This is a genomic window from Mixta intestinalis (genome assembly GCF_009914055.1).
GTDB classification, from domain to species: Bacteria; Pseudomonadota; Gammaproteobacteria; order Enterobacterales; family Enterobacteriaceae; genus Mixta; species Mixta intestinalis.
The window spans coordinates 3,073,839-3,095,217 of sequence record NZ_CP028271.1; the positions used below are offsets into that span (position 1 = coordinate 3,073,839).

Genomic DNA, 21,379 nt, shown 5'->3' on the forward strand with positions numbered 1-21,379 from the left:
TTCTTACAGCCGACTCAAACAATCCAGCGCCACTGCCTTAAAGCTGTCGAAGTCGTGGCTGTCGCGTAGCCGCGTCATGGCGCGTTCGCGCATAAAGGTGACGAACAGATCGTAAATCGCCATCGCCTCTTCATAATCCTCTTTACTGATCGCCAGCAGGAAGATCACATAGGCGGTCTCTTCGCCCCAGACGATGCCATGCGGTGCCAGCACGGTATACACCACGCTTTTCTTCGCCAGCAGTCCCAGCGAATGCGGCAGCGCGATCCCTTCGCCCAGCATAGTGCTGAGAATCGCCTCGCGCTCCTCTACCGAGGGATAAAAAGCCTCATCGACAAAGCCTTCCTGCTCCAGCTGCTGACAGAGCTGGCGAAACAGCTGCGCCTGATCGATGGGATGATCGATAATGCAGAAATGGCGAGCGTCGAAAAATTTCTCCAACATATAGGGTCGAGTGCGATCCACCAGCACCAGTTTACCCAGCTGCTCCAGCTGATAGTCGGTGGGAAACGGCGACATCACCACCACCGGCTTGCCTTTCTCGCTAAGCCGCACGGTAGAGATAATAAAATCTTCTTCGATAGCCGCCAGCGCCTCATACTCACGCAGCGAAATAATGCGCGTCACCACGATTTGCGGATAGCGGCGCAGCAGCATCGCCTGAATCATGCGCACGGTAGAGTTGCCGGTATCGCATACCAGCAGCACCTGCGGATGGCGCTGGTAGCCAACGTTATAGTGGCGCTCCAGCCCAACGCCGATGTGCAGCACCAGAAAGCCAATTTCGTTTTCGCTGATTTCGTAAGGCGTGTACTTACTCCAGCTGGAGACCGCCGCCAGCGTGACGTCATAGGCCATCGGATAATGCTGTTTGATATTGGTCAACAGCGGATTAGGAATAGTGATCTGATAGCGCACGCGGGTGATCATGGTTTTAATATGCGTGAGCAGATCGGCGCGTAGCTGCTGATCGTTTTGCAGATTGTAGTTGTAGTGGGTATTGATGTAGCTGAGGATATAGTCCACCAGCGAATCGCCATCATCGGCGCTGATGGCGCTGGGCGCAACCTCTTCCACGCGCCGGGCGGCGATATTTAGTCGCAGCCAGGCCTCTTCCGCCGGCGCAATCGCCTTGCCGGCCATCGGGCGCAGCAGGTTGATAATATGATGCGCCGCCTGCTGCACCTCGTCATCCACCTCCTCGGCGCTAAAATCGCAGAGCGGGTAGCCTTCGCTAATGCGACGTACCGCCACCGCGCAGTAAATGCGCAGGTAAAGCTCGCCTTCATCGGTCATGCGGATGTTAAAGCGTGCAAAGCATTGCTGTAGCAGAGGCTGTAGCGTCAACAGCATCCCGCTATTCAGCGCCTCCATTTGCAGAAGCGGACTTTCGCTGTTCTCCTGCGCGATTTGCCAGAGCAGATCGGTAAGACAGGTACGAATCGCCATTTCGCTACCGAACAGCTTCATACCGTAGCGCGGACGCGCCTCAATAGTGAGCTGATAGCGGCTGAGCCACTCACGCACCTCAGCCATATCGCTTTGCAGCGTGGCGCGGCTGACAAACCACTCTTCCGCCAGATCCTCCAGCTTGATGGCCCATGCCGAAGTGAGAAAGCGCGTCAGCAGATAATGTATGCGTTCGGTAGAAGTGCGCGGCACGCGCAGATGGGACGGCGTCTGCTGGCGCAGACGCTGATAGCGCGCCGCATCAAGAATACGCAGCTGGTAGCCTTCACCGCGACTGAGAACGAACAGCGCGCCGTGATCGGCCAGCATCTCATTCAGCATATTGATATCGGTGCGCACGGTGCGCGTGGAGACGGCGAAACGCCGCGCCAGCTCGTCCTGCGGCAGCGTTTCGTTTTGCAATATATCAAACAATTGCGCCAGTCGCTGGTTTGGAAACCTCACGGCGGCTCTCCCCTGTTAGCAGCATGCGAAGGCTGCGAATTAAAACTATTAACCACTGTTCACGGTACGATCACCATCTGCGACGGCGCGCCAACTGCGGTAAAATCGCCGCTGAAGCGTAATCCGCCGTTCTCCGGATCCCGCTGGAAGCGGGTGATATTATCGCTGCGCTGATTAAGCACGTAGAGCGATCGTTCATCGGGCGAGAGCGTCAGCGTGCGTGGATAGTCGCCCTGCGTCCAGATGTGATCCACCAGCTGCAGCTCGCCACCGCTGGCAATACGGAAATGCGCGATGCTGTTATGCAGACGGTTAAGCACATAGAGATGCTTACCAGCCTTGTCGATAACTAACCCGGAGGCAAAACTGGTGCCTTTGTAGCCCGACGGCAGCGATGAGAGCGTCTGCTGTTCGCTCAGCAGGCCCGTCTGCGGGTTAAAACGATAACGCGTCAGCGTTGAAGCCTCTTCGTTAATCAGGTAGAGCGCTTCGCCATGCGGCGCAAAGACGAAATGGCGCGGCCCTGCCCCGGCGGAAGAGGCAGCGAGCCACGGCGGCGTATTCGGCGTCAGCCTGCCCTGCTCGCTAAGCCGATATTGATAAATACGATCTAAACCCAAATCGGTACTGAAGACGTAGCGCCCGGAGGCGTCGCTGGCGATCATATGCGCATGCGGCCCGTCATGATCGCTGCTGGCAAAGCTGCCCTCTACCGCTGCCTGCGGCTGTGCAGCGCCCGGCGGCCCCTGGTGCTGCCTGCTGTCGCTGGCGTTATCCAGGCCGCCATCTTCACGTACCGGCAGCACCGCAATGCTGCCGCTTACGTAGTTAGCCACCAGCAGAAACCTACCGTCAGGCGTCAGCGTCAGGTAAACCGGTCCGTCGCCTGCGCTGCTAACCTGGTTAATCATCGTCAGCTCGCCCGCCGTATTCAGCCGCCAGGCTGTAACGGTGCCGGGGCTGCTTTCGCTGGCGACGTAGAGCACATCGCCGCGCGCGTTAGCCGTCAGCTGTGCGGCGTTGGGCAGCTGGCTGACCAGCGTTTTGCCGCTGAGCGCCCCGTCCGGCGCAACGTTGAAGCGGTAAACACCTTCACCATGCGGCTGATAGCTGCCAACAAAGGCCCAGGGTGCAGCCTGAGCCAGCGGTGCCGCGCTGAGTAGTACCATCAGAGCTGAAAACAGTCGCATCGCATTTACCTCTTCCGTTACGCCGTTGGGGAAACGGCGTTTAGCCAACGCATTTTTTAGTGATAGCCAGCAGGGTTTTAACATCCTCCGGGCGCGTATTTCCACTTTGTTTATCAATAATTGAGCTATAGATATGTGGAATAATTTTGCTAACGCCAGCGTCTAACGCAATTTGCAGGATCGGCTCGAAGTTTTCCAGGTCGATACCACCGGTTGGTTCCAGCCAGAAATCATGCTGCGCACACGCCTGCGCTACCGCCTTAAACTCATCGATCGCTTGCAGACCGCCCATCGGAAAATATTTGATCGAGCTGCCGCCCATATCTTTCAGCATCGCAATGGCCGTTTCCACCGGCACTATTGCATCGGGCGTTTGAGAGCTCAGCGGGCCGGTAGAGATCTTCACCATGCCTGGCGTGCCTGTCGGCGAAACCAGGCCGTTAACCACCGTCTGCGACTGGCCGAGCAGAGCGCGGCTGGCCCCCACGCCGGTAAATACCTGATTTACATGCTGCGGCTGCACTTCGCCGGAGATGGCGCTGACCATCGCCGACTGACGCGGATCGCCTGCGCCGAGGCCGACGGAGAGCGCGTTATCAATCAACGCCGCGTATTCACGCATATCTTCAATGGCGCTTGCCACGCTGGGGTAATTTTTGGAAAGTACGCCAACCAGCACATGACCTTCCGCCGCCTGCCAGATAGCCTGCGCGTTCGCTTTCGATCCCGCCAGTACGTTCAGGCAGACCCGGTCTTTATAAAAATTAGGGGTTAGCGTCATGCTTATTTTTCTCCTGTTATCAGAGCCTGGATATTGATAAAGATGGTATTGAGCTGTTCCGCCGTGACGCTGCGCACGTCTGCTTCCACGATGCCTTCATTGGCCTTATAGCCGCGGAAATAGATTGCCGTCGCACCGTTTTTCAGCGCCTGTACCAGATCGCCAGTGGTTTGACCGATTTTCGCCTCGTCAAAATGAATCTCCGCCCGGGCGATATCGCGCCCTGCTGCATCCCATACTACGCGAGCGCTGACGCCTTTCAGTCCATTCAGGTTGTCGATAAAGGTGGTCATTTTCTCCACCATCTGCGCCCCGCTCTCTTTTTCACGCGTCAGGTAGTTTTCTATCGCCTGCGTCAGGCCGAGGATGCCCTCTTTGCCCACTTTCATGGCGCGACCGATGCCCGCCGACTGGCGTTTCACCCACTCCACATACTGATGACGCCCCACGACCAGCCCGCTGGTTGGCCCTTCAATCGCTTTCGCACCGCTGTAGATCACCAGATCTGCGCCCTGCTGGTAGTAACGTTGCAGATCCTCTTCCGCCGCCGCATCAACGATCAACGGCACGTTATGCTGGCGTGCCACCGCTGCCGCCTGTTCGACGCTAAGATGGCTTTTCTGCACGCAGTGGTGTGATTTGATATACATAACCGCCGCGGTTTGCGGTGAGATGGCGGCAGCAAGCTGTTCTGGCGTACATTCGTTGGCATAGCCCGCTTCAACCAGACGTCCACCGCCCAGCGCCACCATGGTGCCTACCGGCGCGCCAAAGTTGACGTTGTGCCCTTTCGGCAGCACGATTTCATGCGGCACCGTCAGCGCGGCAGCATGCAGGTTATCCAGCAACCAGCGGTCATCTTTAACAATCACCGCCGCTACCGACTGCGCAATCCCTGCCGAGGCGCAGGAAACCACCACCGCATTTTCAGCGCCGAGCAGACCGGCGATGTAGGCACCGGTCTTATCCACTAAATCTTTCATTTCGAAGTAATGGTTGAGACCATACTTCACCGTCTCCACCACATCAGCCGTCGGCGTAGAGACGCCGAGGATGGTCATGCGCCCGGAAGCGTTAATTACCTGCTTCAGGCCATATTTTTCATAAATTGAAGACATGATTGATTTTTCCTTCATCGGTAAGCTTCCACTGTCCGGCAACCACCACCGCCAGCGGTGTAAAATGCTGATGGCCCAGTACGCTTTCGCCTTCTGAATCGATCAGAGGACGCGGCTCGTCGCTGAGGGTAAACAGCGTCAGATCGGCATCAAAACCTGGCTCCAGTCGCCCTTTAGTTTGCAGGCGCAGCCCCTGCGCCGCATTGCAGGTTACGCAGTCAATAATTTGCGGCAGCGTCATACCGAGGCTGAAGAATTTTGACATCACGTGCGCCAGGCTTTTTACCGGGCCGTCAATGCGGTTGCGACAGTAGATATCGGAACTGATGGTATCGGGCAGAATGCCCTGAGCGATGGCCTGACGCGCTACCTCAAAGCTAAAGCTGGCGCTACCGTGACCGACATCCAGCCGCACACCGCGCTGCATCGCCGTCTGTACCGACTGACGCAGCTCGCCAGCGGGCGTCAAAATACGATTCGGTTTGCCGTTATAGCAGTGGGTAATGATGTCACCTGCGCCGAGCAGATCGGCGATATCATCAAGGTTCGGCGGATTATTGCCGATATGCACCATCAGCGGCAGTCCGCCGTTTTCCTGCTGAATCTCTTTCGCCAGCGCCAGCGGCTTAACGCCGTTTTTCTCTACCACGCTGCTGCTGATACGCGCTTTAATGCCGAGAATAAAACCGGGCAGGCGCTGTAGCGCGGCCTTGATCGCGGGTTTATCGATCTGGCTAAGATCGGCCAGTTCGTTTTGCGTCACGATGCCGGTGCGGGCGATATTCAGTAGCGCATAGACCTGCGTTTCCGCCGGGCGGGTTAGCTGGTAAAAATCATCGATATCCAGCGCGCCGGTACTGCCTGCATCCACGACGGTGGTAACGCCGGTCGCAACGCCAACGCGATCCGCCTCATCATGGTAAACCGGCGATTTGGGATAGCAGTGAACGTGCGAATCAATCCAGCCAGCGCTGACCCACACCGTGCCATCCAGCACTTTTTCCTGCTTCGCCTCGCCGTTGATTTCCCCTACGGCGGCAATTTTTCCATCCTGAATTGCGATATCAACCAGCCGTTCGTCCACCAGCCGGGCGCGACGAATAATCAAATCGAACATGATAATTCCTTCTGGCGGGCCAGCTCCTGATGAGCGGCCCGCGGTGAATTACAGCGCCACCGGGTAGATAGCGCCCAGCACCATGGCGCCCAGAATCGCGCCGCCGGTAATCGGTTTGTTCCAGAGGTAGAACAGCAGCGCGCCGAGCAGCGAGCCAAGGCCGATAGGAATGGAAGCACCCATCGCAGAGAGAATGATCAACGGACCGAGGAAGCGCCCGGAGGCGTTGCCCGCGCCCATCATAACGTCCGCGCCGTAGGTGGAATCGCTCTGGTTGATGGTGAATTTACGCGCCAGAATGATCACATAACCGATCGCCACGCCAATCACCAGACCGGTCAGCAGCGACGCGGCGAAGTTAGCCACCGGAAAGACGATGCCTGCGCCAAGCAGCAGCGCCGGAACGCCCAGCCCGACGCCGGTCTGGATCGCCCCGCCGATATCCAAAATCCCCACCAGCGAACCTTCAATGATACGGGCGAACAGGAAGCTGGCACCGAAGGCCGCTACCGCGCCGTAGACGCCGGTTTCCATACCGGAGCGCAGCATGGAGACGAAAGCCACTTCGTTAAACGCGCCGATGCCGTAGAGGTAGTACATATGGGTACCGGCAAATACACCGGCTGAGAGCAGGCCAACAAAGATCGGGAATGACCAGTCGGCGTACCAGAATCCGCTTTTTGTTTCGTTCATCGTTATGCTCCCGGTTATTTTCCGCTCAGTCCGTTATGAATCATCTCAAGCCAGCTCGGTACGCCCGCATGGAACGATTCCAGCAGCTTCATATCAAAGCCGCGGAAGAAGCCGCTCAGTACAAACAGCAGAACGATGGCCACCATCATTACTTTGGTGACTTTGTTCCAGCCGCTCTCTTCCACACCTTTACCGATCAGGATGCCCAGTACCAGACCCGGTACGGCGTTACCCATAATCAGCTGCGCCAGGCCACCGAAAATCGTGGCCCAGAAGCCCGATTTCTTACCGGCATCGATTGCCGCCAGCCAGAAGATCACCGGCATCACCGTGTTAACCAGCAAATTTGCCGCCGGAACCAGTACTTTTACCGCGGTAACCTGTAATGCTTCCGGCACCGCCGAAGCGGTTGAGTTAAGAAACGCCACCACCAGCATGCCGATGATGCCGCAGGCAATCGCCATTTTTTTCGGATCGTGCAGCGTTTCCGCCACGTTGCGGTTTTTAATCATCAGCGCTGCCGCGCCCCAGTTAGGGATAATGCGGTGGTCCACATCCTGGGTAAACGAACCTGCCGCTACCGAGGAAGCCCATGCGTTAAAGAAGAAGCCGAGACCAAAAGAGAAATGCGAGGCGGGATCGCCTTCGCAGGAATTTAATTCGCCCAGTGTTCGAAAGGCGCCCATGCCCTGTGAGGTCGGCGCATGGAACATACGCGCGGCCCCTGCGCCGACGCCCACGCCTACCAGCCCGCCAATCACCAGCGACTTAAGCAAAATAATTAAAAACATGAGTCTTTCCTTATGTTTTATCGCCCAACGTTTTTTTATGGCGCTACCGTAAACTCCACCTTGTCGGTATTAATCACGGTAACATTGACGGTAATCTCCAGCTCCACGCTGTAGTTCCGTCGCTCACGCGGTAGAAAGAAAAACAGAAACTTCTCTTTCCTGATGCGCTGCTGCGCCCGAATCACCTTTACGTCCTGAGGCTCAATGCGCAGCAGAATTTTTTGTGTGGATTGCAGAACCTTCTGTTGAACGTGGCTGAGCGCATCGGCAAAGGCTTTGCCTTGCGTATCGCCCTTGCCACTGACCTGCACTGAAGTCGTGAATTGTTCTTTCATACTCAGCTGCCGTACTTTTTGTTCCAGGCCTGCACCAGCTTCTCGCCCAGCTCCTCTTTATCCATAAAACCAAAACCCAGTACCGTCGCGCCTTCGTTAATCGCCGTCACGCCTTCATCAATGGAGCGCATGCCGTGTTTGGCCTTGTAGCCATATTTGTTCTGCGCCGTAATTGCACCCGCGCCGCCGCTGCCGCAGAAAGAGATGCCGAAGTCGGCGTTTTCCGCTTTCATTACGTCGCCCAGCTTCATATCCGCCGCCACGCCCGGCACCACAACTGCACGTCCACCGGCCTTTTCGATGCCTGCCGCGACTTTCTGCCCTTTACCTAAACGATCGCCAATGACTACGGTTACCATATTGCGTTCCTTCTGTTGTATTTGCTGACTGCCGACAGAGCGATCTCCGTCGGTTTATGCATTCGCTTTTGCGACTTCAAAATGTACCGAGAGCAGCCACGCCTCTTCACGCGGCAAATTGCCGAACAGATCGACCACCTGCTGCGCCAGCCGCATCGATTCCGGGGAGATATCCTCGAACAGCTCGGCCTCGACCTCCGGCAACGGTTCGCCGGTTAACGATCGCAGCGCCATAGCGCGTACATGAGAAGCCAGCATCTGCTGCTGCACCGCATTGGGATGAATAGCTTCGGCGGTAAAGAGTTCATCAATCTGTTTCATTACCCGCTCAGCTAATGCCGCCGTTTCCGCCTCGGTCACCAACGTTTGCTCCGATCTGTTATCCACCTTACCCACTCCTGATTGCCTGAAGGTCCATTTTTTGCTGTGAAAACAAGGTAGCGCTATTGCCTGCCGGTTTGTAGAACGACTTTTTCCGCCACGAAGTGGAAATCAGCGCGCAGGAGGTGAGCAAGGTCGCAAAACGCTCGCTTTGTGCATTGCCAGGGCATGCAGGACGGCTTAAGGCGCGCCATCCGACCAGGCGCTGCACAAAAGCGTTATGCAGAGAAAATTAACCGTTTAAAAGCCAACGGGAAAATAAGAAAAGGCTATGGCTGTGCCTGCGCAGTCTATGAGGTATAGCTTAGCGTGGGACGAACAGAGAGGCGTGGCAAAAAGAGACGGGCAACCGGAAAGTCGCCCGCTGAGACAGCGATTACTGCCCGGCAATACTCATTTCCGGCAGCAGTACCGATCCGCACTGGATATTACTGCGGGTTTCAATATCGTCGCCAACGGTAACAATATTGCGCCACATATCTTTCAGGTTACCGGCGATAGTGATTTCACTGACCGGATACTGGATCTCACCATTTTCCACCCAGAAGCCCGCCGCGCCGCGCGAATAGTCGCCGGTGATGCCGCTGACGCCCTGGCCCATCAGTTCGGTGACCACCAGACCTTTGCCCATCTGACGCAACAGATCGTCAAAGCTGCTGCCCTGGCCTTTGATGCGCCAGTTATGAATGCCGCCTGCGTGACCGGTGCTTTGCAGCCCTAACTTACGAGCGGCGTAGCTGGTCAGCAGCCAGGTTTGCAGCACGCCATCCTTAATGATTTCGCGATCCTGAGTGCGCACGCCTTCGCTGTCAAACGGCGTGGAAGCCAGGCCTTTCAGCAGATGCGGTTTCTCTTCGATGGTAAGCCACTGCGGCAGAATCTGCGTGCCCAACGCATCCAGCAGGAAGGTGGACTTACGATAGACGTTACTGCCGCTGATAGCCCCTACCAGATGCCCGAACAGGCCGGTAGCCACTTCCGGCGCGAACAGCACCGGCGCTTTCATCGTTGGCAGTTTACGCGGTGCCAGGCGCGAGAGAGTGCGACGGGCACACTCCTGCCCTACCCATTCCGGCGACTGTAAATCTTCAATCGCCCGCCCGATGGTGTAGGCGTAATCACGCTCCATGTCGCCTTCCGCCTCGGCAATCACGCAGCTGGAGAGCGAGTGGCGGCTGGAGCAGTAGCTCTGTAGCATACCGTGACTGTTGCCGAAAACTTTGATGCCGACATGGCTGTTAAAGCTGCCGCCTTCGGTATTAGTGATGCGCTTATCCGCCTGTAATGAAGCCTGCTCGGCGCGCGCCGCCAGCTCAATCGCCTTATCGGGATCGATCTCCCACGGATGAAACAGATCGAGATCCGGTGCCTCGAAAGCCAGCAGTTCGCGATCGGCCATGCCGGCAAAAGGATCGGCGGACGTATAGCGGGCGATATCGACTGCCGCCTGCACGGTGCGTTTGATCGCATCGGGGCTCAGATCGGTTGAGGAGGCGCTGCCTTTGCGGTTTTGCCAGTAGACGGTGATGCCCAACGCACCATCGCTGTTAAATTCGACGTTTTCCACCTCACCATAACGGGTACTGACGCCAATACCCGTGGTTTTACTGACTGCCACCTCAGCGCCGTCGGTGCCCGCCTTCGCCAGTTCCAGCGCCTGGGCCACCGCCTGCTCCAGCACTTTACGTTGTTCTGCAACCTGAGTGAGTATTTTCATTGAGCTACCATAATATGATGAGTACGGCCTGCCTGTGCTGGCTTAGCCTGCTAAGCCCGAAAAGCACGGCAATGCGTAAGTTGTATCCTTCTCTGGAGTCTAACAGACTCAGAGAACAATTTCGCAGTAGCCGCGTAACCTGATAGCATTAGCCTCTTTTTCAGGAGCCTGATAATGACGAAACACCACGAAGAGTGGCTCGATGATGTACCGGATAATCAAGAAGAAGAAGATGAAGAGATTATCTGGGTCAGTAAGAGTGAGATTAAACGTGACGCCGAGGAGTTAAAGCGCCTCGGTGCGGAGATGGTCGATCTGGGTAAAAACTCGCTGGATCGCCTGCCGCTGGATGAAGAGCTGCGCGAAGCGATCGAGCTGGCGCAGCGCATTAAGAAAGAGGGCCGCCGCCGCCAGCTCCAGCTGATCGGCAAGCTGCTTCGCGCCCGCGATCCCGATCCGATCTACCAGGCGCTGGATAAGCTCAAGAACCGCCATAACCAGCAGGTGGCGCTGCTCCATAAGCTGGAAGCGTTGCGCGATCGCCTGGTGGAACAGGGCGACGATGCCATCGCTGAGGTGCTGAATCTCTATCCGGATGCGGATCGCCAACAGCTACGCAGTATGATCCGTAACGCGCAGAAAGAAAAAGCGACCAACAAACCACCAAAAGCCTATCGCCAGATTTTCCAGTACCTGCGCGAACTGGCGGAAGCCTAGCTTCCAGCCGGGCCTACCAGCGTTACGCTTTTAACAGGTAACGCTGGCCTGCCGCTGCGCCAGCGATGTTGCGTCTATTTGCCCAACCGATCCAGCAGCTTCTGATGGATGCCGCCGAAGCCGCCGTTGCTCATCACAAGGATGTTATCGCCCGGCTGCGCGTGCTTAGCGATAGTTTCAACCAGCACGTCAAGATCGGCGCTCCAGAAGGCGGGCTGGATACAGGCCTCCGCTACTTCAGCAACCTGCCACGGGATATGGTGCGGCTGATAAAGGAAGACCTCATCGGCGCGCCCCAGCGCCGGAGCCAGATCGTCTTTGCTGACGCCCAGCTTCATGGTATTGGAACGCGGCTCCAGCACCGCAAGAATGCGCGCGGTGCCGCCAACTTTGCTGCGCAGCGCCGCCAGCGTGGCCAGGATAGCCGTCGGGTGGTGCGCGAAGTCATCGTAAACGTTGATATTGTTGACTTCGCCGCGCAGCTCCAGGCGACGACGGGCATTAATGAAGTCGTTTAGCGCGCGTCCCGCATCTTCCGGCTTGATACCAACGTGGCGCGCCGCCGCAATCGCCATCAGGCCGTTATGCATATTATGTTCGCCTACCAGCGCCCAGTTGACCTCCGCCACGCGCTCGCCGTCGAGCCAGACTTCCCAGTGTGAGGCGTCCGGCGTCAGTTTTTTCGCCTGCCAGTGCCCCCCTTCGCCCAGCGTTTCCTGCTCGCTCCAGCAGCCCATCGCCATCACCTGCTTCAGGTTAGCGTCATGTTCCGGCAGCAAAATTTTTCCCTGGCCCGGCACGATACGCACCAGATGATGGAACTGTTTCTGAATCGCGCGCAGATCGTCAAAAATATCGGCGTGGTCGAACTCCAGATTGTTCAGAATCAGGGTGCGCGGACAGTAATGCACGAATTTGGAACGCTTGTCGAAAAAGGCGCAGTCGTACTCATCAGCTTCGATAACGAAGAATGGGCTTTTTCCTAAAGTTGCCGAGACGGAGAAATTGCCCGGCACGCCGCCGATGACGAAGCCGGGTTCCAGCCCGCAGGCCTGTAGAATCCACGCTGCCATGCCTGCGGTAGTGGTTTTACCGTGCGTCCCGGCCACCGCAATGACCCAACGGTCGCGCAGTACGAAATCATGCAGCCATTGTGGTCCGGACATGTAGGGAATGTTGCGTTCCAGCACCGCTTCCACGCAGGCATTGCCGCGCGTCATTGCGTTGCCGATGATCACCAAATCCGGTGCCGGGTCAAGCTGGCTGGCATCATAACCCTCAATCAAATCAATGCCCTGGTTCTCTAACAGCACGCTCATGGGCGGATAAACATTGGCATCAGAGCCGGTAACTTCATGGCCCAGCGCGCGTGCCAGCATCGCCAGTCCGCCCATGAAAGTGCCACAGATACCAAGGATATGAATACGCATAAAAGATCCATTTACGAAAAAGTTCGGGACACAGTGTAGCGCCGAGCGACGCGGGAAGAAACGGATTTGGTCTATACGCTTTATGGCGCATTCGGCTAAACTGCCTGTGCATACCCGCAGCTTTGTACCCTATGTGCTGCATTCCATCGTAGATTCAGGGATTGTGTTATGAAAACATTAGGCGAATTTATCGTCGAAAAGCAACACGACTTTCCGCATGCCACTGGTGAACTTACCGCGCTGATCTCCGCTATTAAGCTGGGCGCAAAAATTATCCACCGCGATATTAATAAAGCCGGCCTGGTTGATATTCTGGGTGCCAGCGGCGTGGAAAACGTGCAGGGCGAGCAGCAGATGAAGCTCGACCTGTTCGCCAACGAAAAGCTGAAAGCGGCGCTGAAAGCCCGTGGCATCGTTGCCGGTATTGCTTCTGAAGAAGAAGATGAGATCGTTATCTTCGAAGGGGCAGAAAACGGTAAATATGTCGTGCTGATGGATCCGCTGGACGGCTCATCCAATATCGACGTCAATGTTTCTGTTGGGACGATTTTTTCCATCTACCGCCGCGTCACGCCTCCCGGCACGCCGGTTACTCAGGCTGATTTTATGCAGCCGGGCAACAAGCAGGTCGCCGCAGGTTACGTGGTTTACGGCTCCTCCACCATGCTGGTTTACACCACCGGCTGTGGCGTGCACGCCTTTACCTACGATCCGTCGCTGGGCGTATTCTGCCTGAGCCAGGAACGCATGACCTTCCCGGAGAAGGGTTACACCTACTCCATCAACGAAGGCAACTATATTCGTTTCCCACAGGGCGTGAAAAAATATATTAAATTCTGCCAGGAAGAGGATAAGGCCACCCATCGCCCTTATACCTCGCGCTATATCGGCTCGCTGGTGGCGGATTTCCACCGCAACCTGCTGAAAGGCGGCATCTATCTTTATCCCAGCACCGCCAGCCATCCACGCGGTAAGCTGCGTCTGCTGTATGAGTGCAACCCGATGGCATTTCTCGCTGAACAGGCGGGCGGCAAAGCCAGCGATGGCGCTAACCGCATTCTCGATATTCAACCTGACGAGTTGCATCAGCGTTGCCCGTTCTTCGTCGGCAACAATGAGATGGTGGATGATGTAGAACGCTTTATGCGTGAATACCCGGACACCGCACAGAGCTAATCCTTTATCCTGGTCGTCCGTCGGGCGGCCAGGCTAGCCGCATGTTTTTTACCGTTTTTACCTCTCCTTTCTCGCCTCATCCGCTCTGCGTTGTTATAGTGACCGCTTCCCTTTCTGGCTTGCATCCGGAGCGTTAGATGACAGCCTATGCTTCTATTCTGATATTACTGCTACTCGGCAGCCTGAGCTTACTGGTCCATAACACTGCGGTGACTATTTCTATCGCCATTCTGCTGTTGATAAGAATTACGCCGCTCTCGCACTTTTTTCCCTATATTGAGAAACAGGGCCTGACGCTGGGCATCATTATTCTGACCGTAGGCGTGATGGCACCGCTAATCAGCGGTTCTCTGCCTGCCGCTACGCTGCTGAAATCCTTCCTCGACTGGAAATCACTGCTGGCAATTGGCGTCGGCATTGTGGTTTCCTGGCTGGGGGGACGCGGCGTCGCGCTGATGAGCAGCCAGCCCACCATCGTCGGCGGCCTGCTGATCGGCACCATTATCGGCGTCTCGCTGTTTCGCGGCGTACCGGTGGGGCCGCTGATTGCCGCCGGGATAGTTTCGCTGTTTCTGTTCAATAAATAGCGGCGGCTGAAGCATTCTGAAAGCCGAAAAAGAGGGCATACTTTCATAGACAGTTGGCTATAATAGCCGTCACTCAACTTATGACGAATGAAGGAATGCGAGATGAGTTTGAACCTGGTTCCCGCCGGTAAAGATCTGCCAGAAGATATCTATGTAATTATCGAGATCCCGGCTAACGCCGATCCGATCAAATATGAAGTAGATAAAGAGTCTGGCGCGCTGTTTGTTGACCGCTTTATGTCAACCGCTATGTTCTATCCGTGCAACTACGGTTACATCAACCACACCCTCTCCCTGGATGGCGATCCGGTTGACGTGCTGGTGCCGACACCGTACCCGCTGCAGCCTGGCTCAGTGATCCGCTGCCGCCCGGTTGGCGTACTGAAAATGACCGACGAGTCTGGTGAAGATGCGAAACTGGTTGCCGTGCCGCACACCAAACTGTCCAAAGAGTACGATCACATTAAAGATGTGAACGATCTGCCGGAGCTGCTGCGTGCGCAGATCACCCATTTCTTTGAACACTACAAAGATCTGGAAAAAGGCAAATGGGTTAAAGTTGACGGCTGGGATAACGCTGAAGCCGCTAAAGAAGAGATTCGCACCTCTTTTGAACGTGCAGCGAAAAAATAATTTCCACCGGGTGAGAACACTCTCGCCACGCTGATGAAAAACACCGCCCCCTGGGCGGTGTTTTTTTATTCACCTGAAGATGCTTCATCCCGCTGCAACCAGTCGCCGCTGGAAATGCGCGCCAAACCCTCAACCGAACGCTGGTAAACGTAGAGCCAGGCGCTGCCGTACGGCGTCTGAATTAGCTGGCGTTTATACTCACCACCGCTGGTTCGCAGCGCGTCCAGTTCCCCTAACGTACTGGCATCGATCCGATAAACTTCCCCATACACCGTACCCTCTCCCGGCACGACGCCGGGATAAAGGCCCAAGTTGTACAGGTCGTAGCCCTCGATCTGATGATCGCCGAGCCACTGCGCGTTTGTCATCCAGTGACTGTTTCCCTGTTTGCGCCGTAAACTGCCGTAGACAATTATTCGCATTGCTAAAACTCAAACTGATAGAGCAAATCGAGTGCCTGGTCGATGCCGGACACTGCTTCCAGATAGAGCTTGGGCATCAGGCGATAACGCAAGGTTAAGGTCGCCAGTGAATCAAAGATGCCCACTCCATATTTTACCTGTAGACCCGGCAGCACATAGCCGCTGACCTGCACCTGTTGGCTGTCGCCAACCCCAGCGGTATCCAGGGCCAGATTACTGACGCCGAAGGTCTCGCCGATTTTACCCACAACCTGCCCACTTTGTGCAACCCCTAAACCTACCAGAGCGGAAGTCAGGGCGTTACTGTCACCATCGGTATCCAGCCCCTGCCCGCGTAACAGGTAAGAGAGCGCCTCCTGCTGCGACATCGCCGGATCGGAGAAAATCTCCGCTTTCGGCTCATCTGCCAGGCCAGTCACGCGTAGTCCGGCGGTCACGCCATCTTCGGTGGCATCCGGGTTACGGATCGCTTCCATATTGATATAAGGCTGATCCGGCGGGCCGGCAAACTGTAGCTCACCCTTGCGAACCACCAGATCCTGACCGTAAGCATGGAAGCGCCCGGACGGAATGTTAATTTGTCCGTTCAGCCCCAGGCCGCGCTTATCCTGCACCAGCTTCAGATCGCCGTTCAGCTTCGCCTTCAGGCCAAACGCGCTGAGATGCACATCGTCGCCAACATGGATAATCAGATCGCTGTTGATCGGCACCGCCGCCGTCTGCGGCGCTACCGGCTGAAGGTTTTTATCCAGCAACACTTCATCCGAAGAGACGCCGGTAGCGCTTTCCGGCACTTCCTGTACCACGATACGCGCCCATGGCACATCTACACGCCCATCCAGATTGAAGGCGACCGGCGAGGCATCAAAGGTCAGATCCGGCGAAACATCCATGCGCACCATCGGCGGCACGGTAACCCGTACGCGATCGCCTTTGGCGGCGATGTGGGCACGCCAGTTATCCAGCTGGCTCCAGTCCGCGTTGCCGTTGAGATTGATGCCACCGTGCGTGGTCTGAATCAACCCCTGCAAGGTGGAGCGCATGCCGTTAAACGCCACAGAAAGGTTGGCGCTGGTTAAATCAACCGGCATAAAGCTGCCTTTTACATCAACATCACGCAGCCCCAGCTGACCATATATTTGTGGGCGCTGCACATCCCCGCCGAGCCGCAGCGCACTATTCAACATCCCTTTGATCTCTTCACCCTGCATCAGCGCAGGATTCAGCAGCGCCAGCGAAAGGTTATTGATATTGATATTGCCCGACAGGATGCGGCGATTCTGCGGATCGCTGATCTGCACTTTACCGTCAAGCTGGCCGTTGTTGGCAATTCGCAGCAGCCAGTCCAGCTCTGCGCGCCCGTTGCGCATGGCGGCATTAAGGTTCAGCGTATCAAAGGCGATCGGCAGCGCGTTACCTTCGACATCCTGTGTGACCTTCACACCGCTGCCCTTCAGCGCTACGCGTCCAACCGGCAGCGAGCCGTCGCTGTGCCAGTTGACATCGGCATCACCGCTAAATACGCCAGCCAGCTGTGTTTCCGGCGGCAGGAAAGGACGCAGCATCGCCAGGTCGAAACGGTTAAGTTCGATGCGCGCATGGCCGTCCGGCCCCGCCTCAATCGGCTGCGGCACGCAGAGCTGCGCGTTCGGATTGCGCCAGCAGTGCGCGCCGATAGTCGCGGTCTGACGGGCATTAAGGTAATCGATCGACATGGCACGCGTCAGTCGCCATTCGCCTACCGGCGTATCGAAGAAGGTGTTGTTCAGCGTGCCGCGCCAGCGCTGCTGCTGGCGATCGAAACTGCCGTTGAGCGCCAGCTGACCGGAGACCGGATCGCCATTGACCACCAGCTTCAGCTGATGTTTGTTCTCATCGCCATCGGCATCCAGCGTCAGGCGATTGATGGCCAGCGACGCCTGGCTAAGGCGATCAACGCGCAGCTGAAGTTTTCCCGCCACCCGATCGCTGGAACGTACGTCGCTCTCCAGCCGTACGTGAGCAATGTGTAGCTCCTGCCAGCGCAGGCCGTTAGCGGTAAGATCCGCCAGCAGCTGCGGTGCCTGTAGCGTACCGCGGGCTTTAATCGTGCCCTGCACCACGCCGCCGAGTCCGGGTAGCGCATTATCCAGATGCGAGGCGTCAACAATCGCATCGAGGTTAAGCTTCTCGCCCAGTTCTCCCTTAACATTCAGGTTATTGCGCCCCAGCACCAGCTTGATGCCGGGAATATTCCACTGGTTGTAGCTGTTGCCATACAGCGTACCGTCGGCGGACACCGCATTCTGCCGCACCTTGCCTTGCAGCTGTAGCGTTGGCACGCGCATCTGCCAGCTACCGCCGTACAGGCTACCGCGCGTGGTAATTTTGCCATCCAGCGTGGCGGGCCAGTCGGGATACTGCTGGCTGGTATTGATGCCATTGAGCGTCAGCTCACTGCGCCAGCTGATCGCCTTGCTCCAGTCCACCACGCCGCTGAGATCCGCATGTCCTTTCAGTGCTGACAGGCGTAGTTTATCCAGACTGAACTGCTCAACGTTACCTTTGCCGTCCAGCGCCAGTTCGGCAGGCGGTATCGCCTCCCCTTTCAGCGCGGTGCGCAACGACATAACGTAGTCGGTGGCCTTACCGCTAAAGCTGAAATCCAGATCGCTGGCCTGGTACTGCACCGCACCGCTCAACGGCCAGCGTAGCTGCGGGCTGGTCAGTTTTAACTGTAACGGCAGGCCCGGCGTCGCCAGCTCGGTTTGCCCCTTCAGCTGCGCATCCAGCGGCCCGGAAAGATTCAGCGCCAACTGAAGCTGCTGACGCAGCGCGCCGCCGAGCGTCATTTTCAGCTTCTCGCCTTTCAGGGGTTCTATGTTAAGCGCACCGTTAAGGGAGAAATCTATGGGCCAGTTATCAACCAGCTGCGCCTGGCCGCTGGCGTTAACCTGGCCCTGCGGCGAGTCGATATCCAGCGTCTGGAGCTGCAACAGGCGATCCTGAGTTTTCGCCTTCAGCAGCAGGCGGTTTATCGCCAGATCGGTATCGCCAGTCAGGCGTAGCTGCTCACCAGTAATTTCCTGTACTTCAATATCCAGCGGCAGACGGAAATCGGGCAGTGCGGGCAGCAACGGCTGCTCGAACATTGCCTTCAGCGTTTCGCCCAGCGGTTTTTCCTGCGGTTGCGGCTGCTCGATTTTCGGCTGAACCACCTGCTCATCTGCCACCTGCGCGGCTTTAGGTAACGCCACCAGCAGGCTTTGTATATGCGTCGGCGTTAGCGTCAGCGCCCGTTGCTGCCAGTGCATCCCGGTGGTGAAATCCATCAGTGAAACAGCGGTGTTATCCACCTTTACGTTGATATTGTGCAGGCGCAGCTGACGCAGCGTGATGGGATAAGGCGTGCTGATATCGCCCGACGACTTTTCCTCTTCCTCAGGAGGTGCGCTGGTCGGCGCCATTTTGCTGCTGTCGACCACCACATTGACATCGCTCAGCGCCAGATCGTTAACGCAGAAAGCGGAGTTTTTCAGGCAGCCCAGCTGCACCGCCAGATGTAGTTCGCCCGCGTTAACCGTCACACCAGGCATCTCATACTGCACGCCCTTCAGCGTCAGGTTACGCCAGCCGCCATCCACCCGTTCGATTGCCAGCCCCGGCACCCAGCGTGCCGCACTGTTCAGCAGCAGATGCAGGCCGGGCGTTGTACCCACCAGCAACAGCACGCCGCCCAGCAACACCACGATAAAAATCAGTACGCCAATCAGGACCTTTTTCCATAGCTTCATAGTTCAGGCCCCAATCCAATGTAAAACTGCAAACCATGTTCCTCTTTATCGCCGATGGGCCGTGCCAGGTCGAACTTAATCGGGCCGACCGGCGACTGCCAGCGTACGCCGAAACCCGCGCCGGTTTTAAAGTTACTCTGCTTGATATCGTTTACCGCCTCGCCGGAATCGACAAACACTGCGCCCCACCACTTGCCGGTCACGTTATATTGATACTCCAGCGACCCGGTCGCCAGGTTTGAAGCACCGGTCAGCTTGCCATCCTCATCGCGTGGAGAGATACCTTTATATTTGTAACCGCGAATGCTGCGGTCACCACCGGCAAAGAAGCGTAGGTCGGGAGGGACTTTTTCAAAGTTATTAGTTTCAATCCAGCCGAGATTGCCACGCACTACGAAGCGGTGGCGATCCGCCAGCGTACGAATCCAGACGTTTTGTGCCTGAAGCACCAGGAAATCAACATCGGATCCCCATGTTGTGTCGGAAATATCGACGGAGTAGCGCTGTGAATCGCCCCAGGTTGGCATCAATCCGCCTCGTGAGCGCGTGCGATTAACGCTGACGCCGGGATAGATTAGCATCGTGGTGTTAGTTACGTTGGCCTGGGTAAAGTGATCGAGGCTCCAGCGCAGATTTATCGCCTTTTGCCAGCCGGAGCTGCTATCCCAGTAGCGCGACAGCGCAAGCGTGGTGGAATCGGCTTTGGTATCGTTCAGATCGGTACGTTTCAGGCCGCCCTGCATCAGATAATATTGTTCCAGCGGGCTTTTCAGCAGCGGCACTTTGTAGCTGAAATCGAGCTGCTGTTCGGGCGCGGAGATATTGGCACTGGTGGTCAGACTGTGCCCGCGTGAGTTGACCCAGGGTTTACGCCAGGTCGCCTTCAGGCGCGGGCCAACGTCGGTAGAGTAGCCGATACCGGTTTCGATGGTGTTTTCTGTACGCGGAGCCACGACGCCGCTGAGCGGCAGGATTTTATCCGACGTGGTTTTATCAAACTCTGGTGCCACGACTACCGAGTTAAACCAGCCGGTGGCCGACAGTCGACGGTTCAGCTCCGCCAGGTCACGCGAACTGTAGTAGTCGCCCTTTTTGAACGGCACCAGGTTCTGCAAATACTCTTCACGAATTTGCGATCCTTCAAAGATCACATCACCAAAACGGTAACGCTTACCGCTGTCATAGTCGAGATCCCAGTAAGCTTCGCGCCGCTCTACCGAAACACCCAGCTGGCTTTTTTTAAATTCGCCGTCGAAGTAACCGTTACGCAGCGCCAGATTAGTAAAGCCGCTTTTGAAACTGTCATATTGACCGTGATTGAGGATGACGCCATTTTTGGGCCGCCCTTCTTTTATCCACTGTTGATATTCAACGTCGTTGCGCGCATCGCCGCGCAGGATAATGGTGCTGCCCGCAATTTTTACCGGCTCGCCGGGCGATACCCGCGCAATCAGCACCGGCCTCCCGCCCTTTTTCGGTGCGGGACGGCTCTCAAAGTTGATATCCGGCTCATAGTAGCCCAGCGCACGCAGGCCTTCTTCAATCGCTTTTTTCACGCGTGCGCGAAATCGACCGTCCGCCGTGACTTCATCCGTATCAATAGTAGAGAGACTTGCCCTGACGTTTTTCTGTAAATCCCCGGTTAACCCTTCAAGCTGTAAGCGGATATTCGCTGCCTGAGCGGCAGGCGCGGCAATCAGCAAACAGGTCATGTAACAGACATGAATTCGTGGCACGCTTACTCCTGTTAATGTTGCCAGGTCCCCGTGAATGTCAGGGGACAAATAACATCGCCAACCAACAGGCGCTAATGTCGACGTCAGATTTGTTTAACAGCATAGCCGCACTCCTGACGCTTCGTTTGTTTAAACGCCAGGAAAAAAGCGGCGTTAACGCAAATTTTGTTCGTATTGTCCGTAAACCCGCGCTGCGTTACAACCGGGAAAGGCTAATTCTTTGCGCATCGCCGACGAAAATCATGTTTTTCGCTACGGGAATGTAGCTGTATATTTATTATACATTGCGGTGCTGTAACAGCGCTGGCGGGCCATGTAGCGCTACTGCTATAATCGACCGCAGTCGTCGAAACGACTATTGTCATTCCTTTCTGCCCCGACCTTAATGTGTCGAAACGGCGCAGACATTTTTGGCACGGATAGCGCTCAGCTTCACCGGAAATCCAGTAAGGTCGCCGCCGTGCGCGTTGCCCAGGCCAAAAATGACAAGTACCCAAAACCAACGGAAT

The 21,379-nt window shown here is 56.4% G+C and carries 19 protein-coding genes; 4 read left to right on the forward strand and 15 right to left on the reverse strand.

The genetic code is table 11. The features are described 5' to 3' along the window. Positions 1-3: 3 nt before the first annotated feature. The 11 genes from C7M51_RS14240 to pmbA all read right to left on the reverse strand — a co-directional run bounded on the left by C7M51_RS14240 (position 4) and on the right by pmbA (position 10,396). Positions 4-1,914: a BglG family transcription antiterminator gene (locus C7M51_RS14240; protein WP_160622396.1), complete on the reverse strand. Its 1,911-nt coding sequence runs from the start codon at positions 1,912-1,914 to the stop codon at positions 4-6. Between the two features lie 59 nt (positions 1,915-1,973). After that, entirely contained in the window at positions 1,974-3,104 is a 1,131-nt protein-coding gene (locus C7M51_RS14245) for a lactonase family protein (protein ID WP_160622397.1), read from the reverse strand. Between the two features lie 40 nt (positions 3,105-3,144). Continuing rightward, a complete protein-coding gene (dagF, locus tag C7M51_RS14250; protein ID WP_160622398.1) occupies positions 3,145-3,885 on the reverse strand; it encodes a 2-dehydro-3-deoxy-phosphogluconate aldolase in 741 nt (246 codons plus the stop codon). Positions 3,886-3,887: 2 nt separating this feature from the next. Then, entirely contained in the window at positions 3,888-5,003 is a 1,116-nt protein-coding gene (locus C7M51_RS14255; protein WP_160622399.1) for a DgaE family pyridoxal phosphate-dependent ammonia lyase, read from the reverse strand. Further along, positions 4,987-6,120, reverse strand: a complete 1,134-nt coding sequence (locus tag C7M51_RS14260) for an amidohydrolase/deacetylase family metallohydrolase (protein ID WP_160622400.1) — start codon at positions 6,118-6,120, stop codon at positions 4,987-4,989. Before C7M51_RS14260 ends, C7M51_RS14255 begins: the two co-directional genes overlap by 17 nt. 48 nt (positions 6,121-6,168) lie before the next feature. Beyond that, positions 6,169-6,813 carry a DUF4310 family protein gene (locus C7M51_RS14265; RefSeq protein ID WP_141177184.1) on the reverse strand — a complete coding sequence of 215 codons (645 nt, stop codon included), beginning with the start codon at positions 6,811-6,813 and terminating at the stop codon, positions 6,169-6,171. A 14-nt stretch (positions 6,814-6,827) separates the two neighbouring features. Then, positions 6,828-7,604 carry a DUF4311 domain-containing protein gene (locus C7M51_RS14270; RefSeq protein ID WP_160622401.1) on the reverse strand — a complete coding sequence of 259 codons (777 nt, stop codon included), beginning with the start codon at positions 7,602-7,604 and terminating at the stop codon, positions 6,828-6,830. A 35-nt stretch (positions 7,605-7,639) separates the two neighbouring features. Next, the gene (locus tag C7M51_RS14275) at positions 7,640-7,939 is read right to left on the reverse strand and encodes a DUF4312 family protein (RefSeq protein ID WP_160622402.1); all 300 of its coding nucleotides are present in this window, start codon (positions 7,937-7,939) and stop codon (positions 7,640-7,642) included. Between the two features lie 2 nt (positions 7,940-7,941). Beyond that, on the reverse strand, positions 7,942-8,298 hold the full coding sequence (locus tag C7M51_RS14280) for an SFCGS family glycine-rich protein (protein ID WP_160622403.1): 357 nt from the start codon (positions 8,296-8,298) through the stop codon (positions 7,942-7,944). A 54-nt stretch (positions 8,299-8,352) separates the two neighbouring features. Then, positions 8,353-8,619, reverse strand: coding sequence for a glycine dehydrogenase (locus C7M51_RS14285; protein WP_244323844.1), 267 nt, complete (start codon positions 8,617-8,619; stop codon positions 8,353-8,355). A gap of 436 nt (positions 8,620-9,055) precedes the next feature. Continuing rightward, entirely contained in the window at positions 9,056-10,396 is a 1,341-nt protein-coding gene (gene pmbA / locus C7M51_RS14290; RefSeq protein WP_160622404.1) for a metalloprotease PmbA, read from the reverse strand. 174 nt (positions 10,397-10,570) lie between these two features. On the opposite strand from pmbA, the gene yjgA reads away from it, so the two are divergent. Then, positions 10,571-11,113 (forward strand): ribosome biogenesis factor YjgA, encoded by a 543-nt coding sequence (yjgA, locus tag C7M51_RS14295; protein ID WP_160622405.1) that lies wholly within the window; start codon positions 10,571-10,573, stop codon positions 11,111-11,113. Between the two features lie 74 nt (positions 11,114-11,187). Here yjgA and mpl read toward each other — a convergent pair whose 3' ends face one another. Beyond that, positions 11,188-12,543 carry a UDP-N-acetylmuramate:L-alanyl-gamma-D-glutamyl-meso-diaminopimelate ligase gene (gene mpl, locus C7M51_RS14300; RefSeq protein WP_160622406.1) on the reverse strand — a complete coding sequence of 452 codons (1,356 nt, stop codon included), beginning with the start codon at positions 12,541-12,543 and terminating at the stop codon, positions 11,188-11,190. Between the two features lie 168 nt (positions 12,544-12,711). Between mpl and fbp the strand changes: the two genes are divergently transcribed. The 3 genes from fbp (at position 12,712) to ppa (ending at position 14,939) form a co-directional block, all read left to right on the forward strand. Beyond that, a complete protein-coding gene (gene fbp, locus C7M51_RS14305) occupies positions 12,712-13,719 on the forward strand; it encodes a class 1 fructose-bisphosphatase (RefSeq protein ID WP_160622407.1) in 1,008 nt (335 codons plus the stop codon). Positions 13,720-13,856: 137 nt separating this feature from the next. Beyond that, a complete protein-coding gene (locus C7M51_RS14310; RefSeq protein WP_160622408.1) occupies positions 13,857-14,306 on the forward strand; it encodes a DUF441 domain-containing protein in 450 nt (149 codons plus the stop codon). Positions 14,307-14,408: 102 nt separating this feature from the next. Then, positions 14,409-14,939, forward strand: a complete 531-nt coding sequence (gene ppa, locus C7M51_RS14315) for an inorganic diphosphatase (RefSeq protein ID WP_103059194.1) — start codon at positions 14,409-14,411, stop codon at positions 14,937-14,939. 65 nt (positions 14,940-15,004) lie between these two features. Here the strand turns inward: ppa and C7M51_RS14320 are convergent, their stop codons facing one another. Genes C7M51_RS14320 through tamA form a run of 3 tightly spaced genes read right to left on the reverse strand, consistent with a single transcriptional unit; the run spans position 15,005 to position 20,846 of the window. Next, a complete protein-coding gene (locus C7M51_RS14320; protein WP_160622409.1) occupies positions 15,005-15,361 on the reverse strand; it encodes a gamma-glutamylcyclotransferase family protein in 357 nt (118 codons plus the stop codon). Between the two features lie 2 nt (positions 15,362-15,363). Next, positions 15,364-19,134, reverse strand: a complete 3,771-nt coding sequence (gene tamB / locus C7M51_RS14325) for an autotransporter assembly complex protein TamB (RefSeq protein WP_160622410.1) — start codon at positions 19,132-19,134, stop codon at positions 15,364-15,366. Further along, a complete protein-coding gene (tamA, locus tag C7M51_RS14330) occupies positions 19,131-20,846 on the reverse strand; it encodes an autotransporter assembly complex protein TamA (RefSeq protein ID WP_208852149.1) in 1,716 nt (571 codons plus the stop codon). The genes tamB and tamA overlap by 4 nt, the downstream gene beginning before the upstream one ends. Between the last annotated feature and the right edge of the window lie 533 nt (positions 20,847-21,379).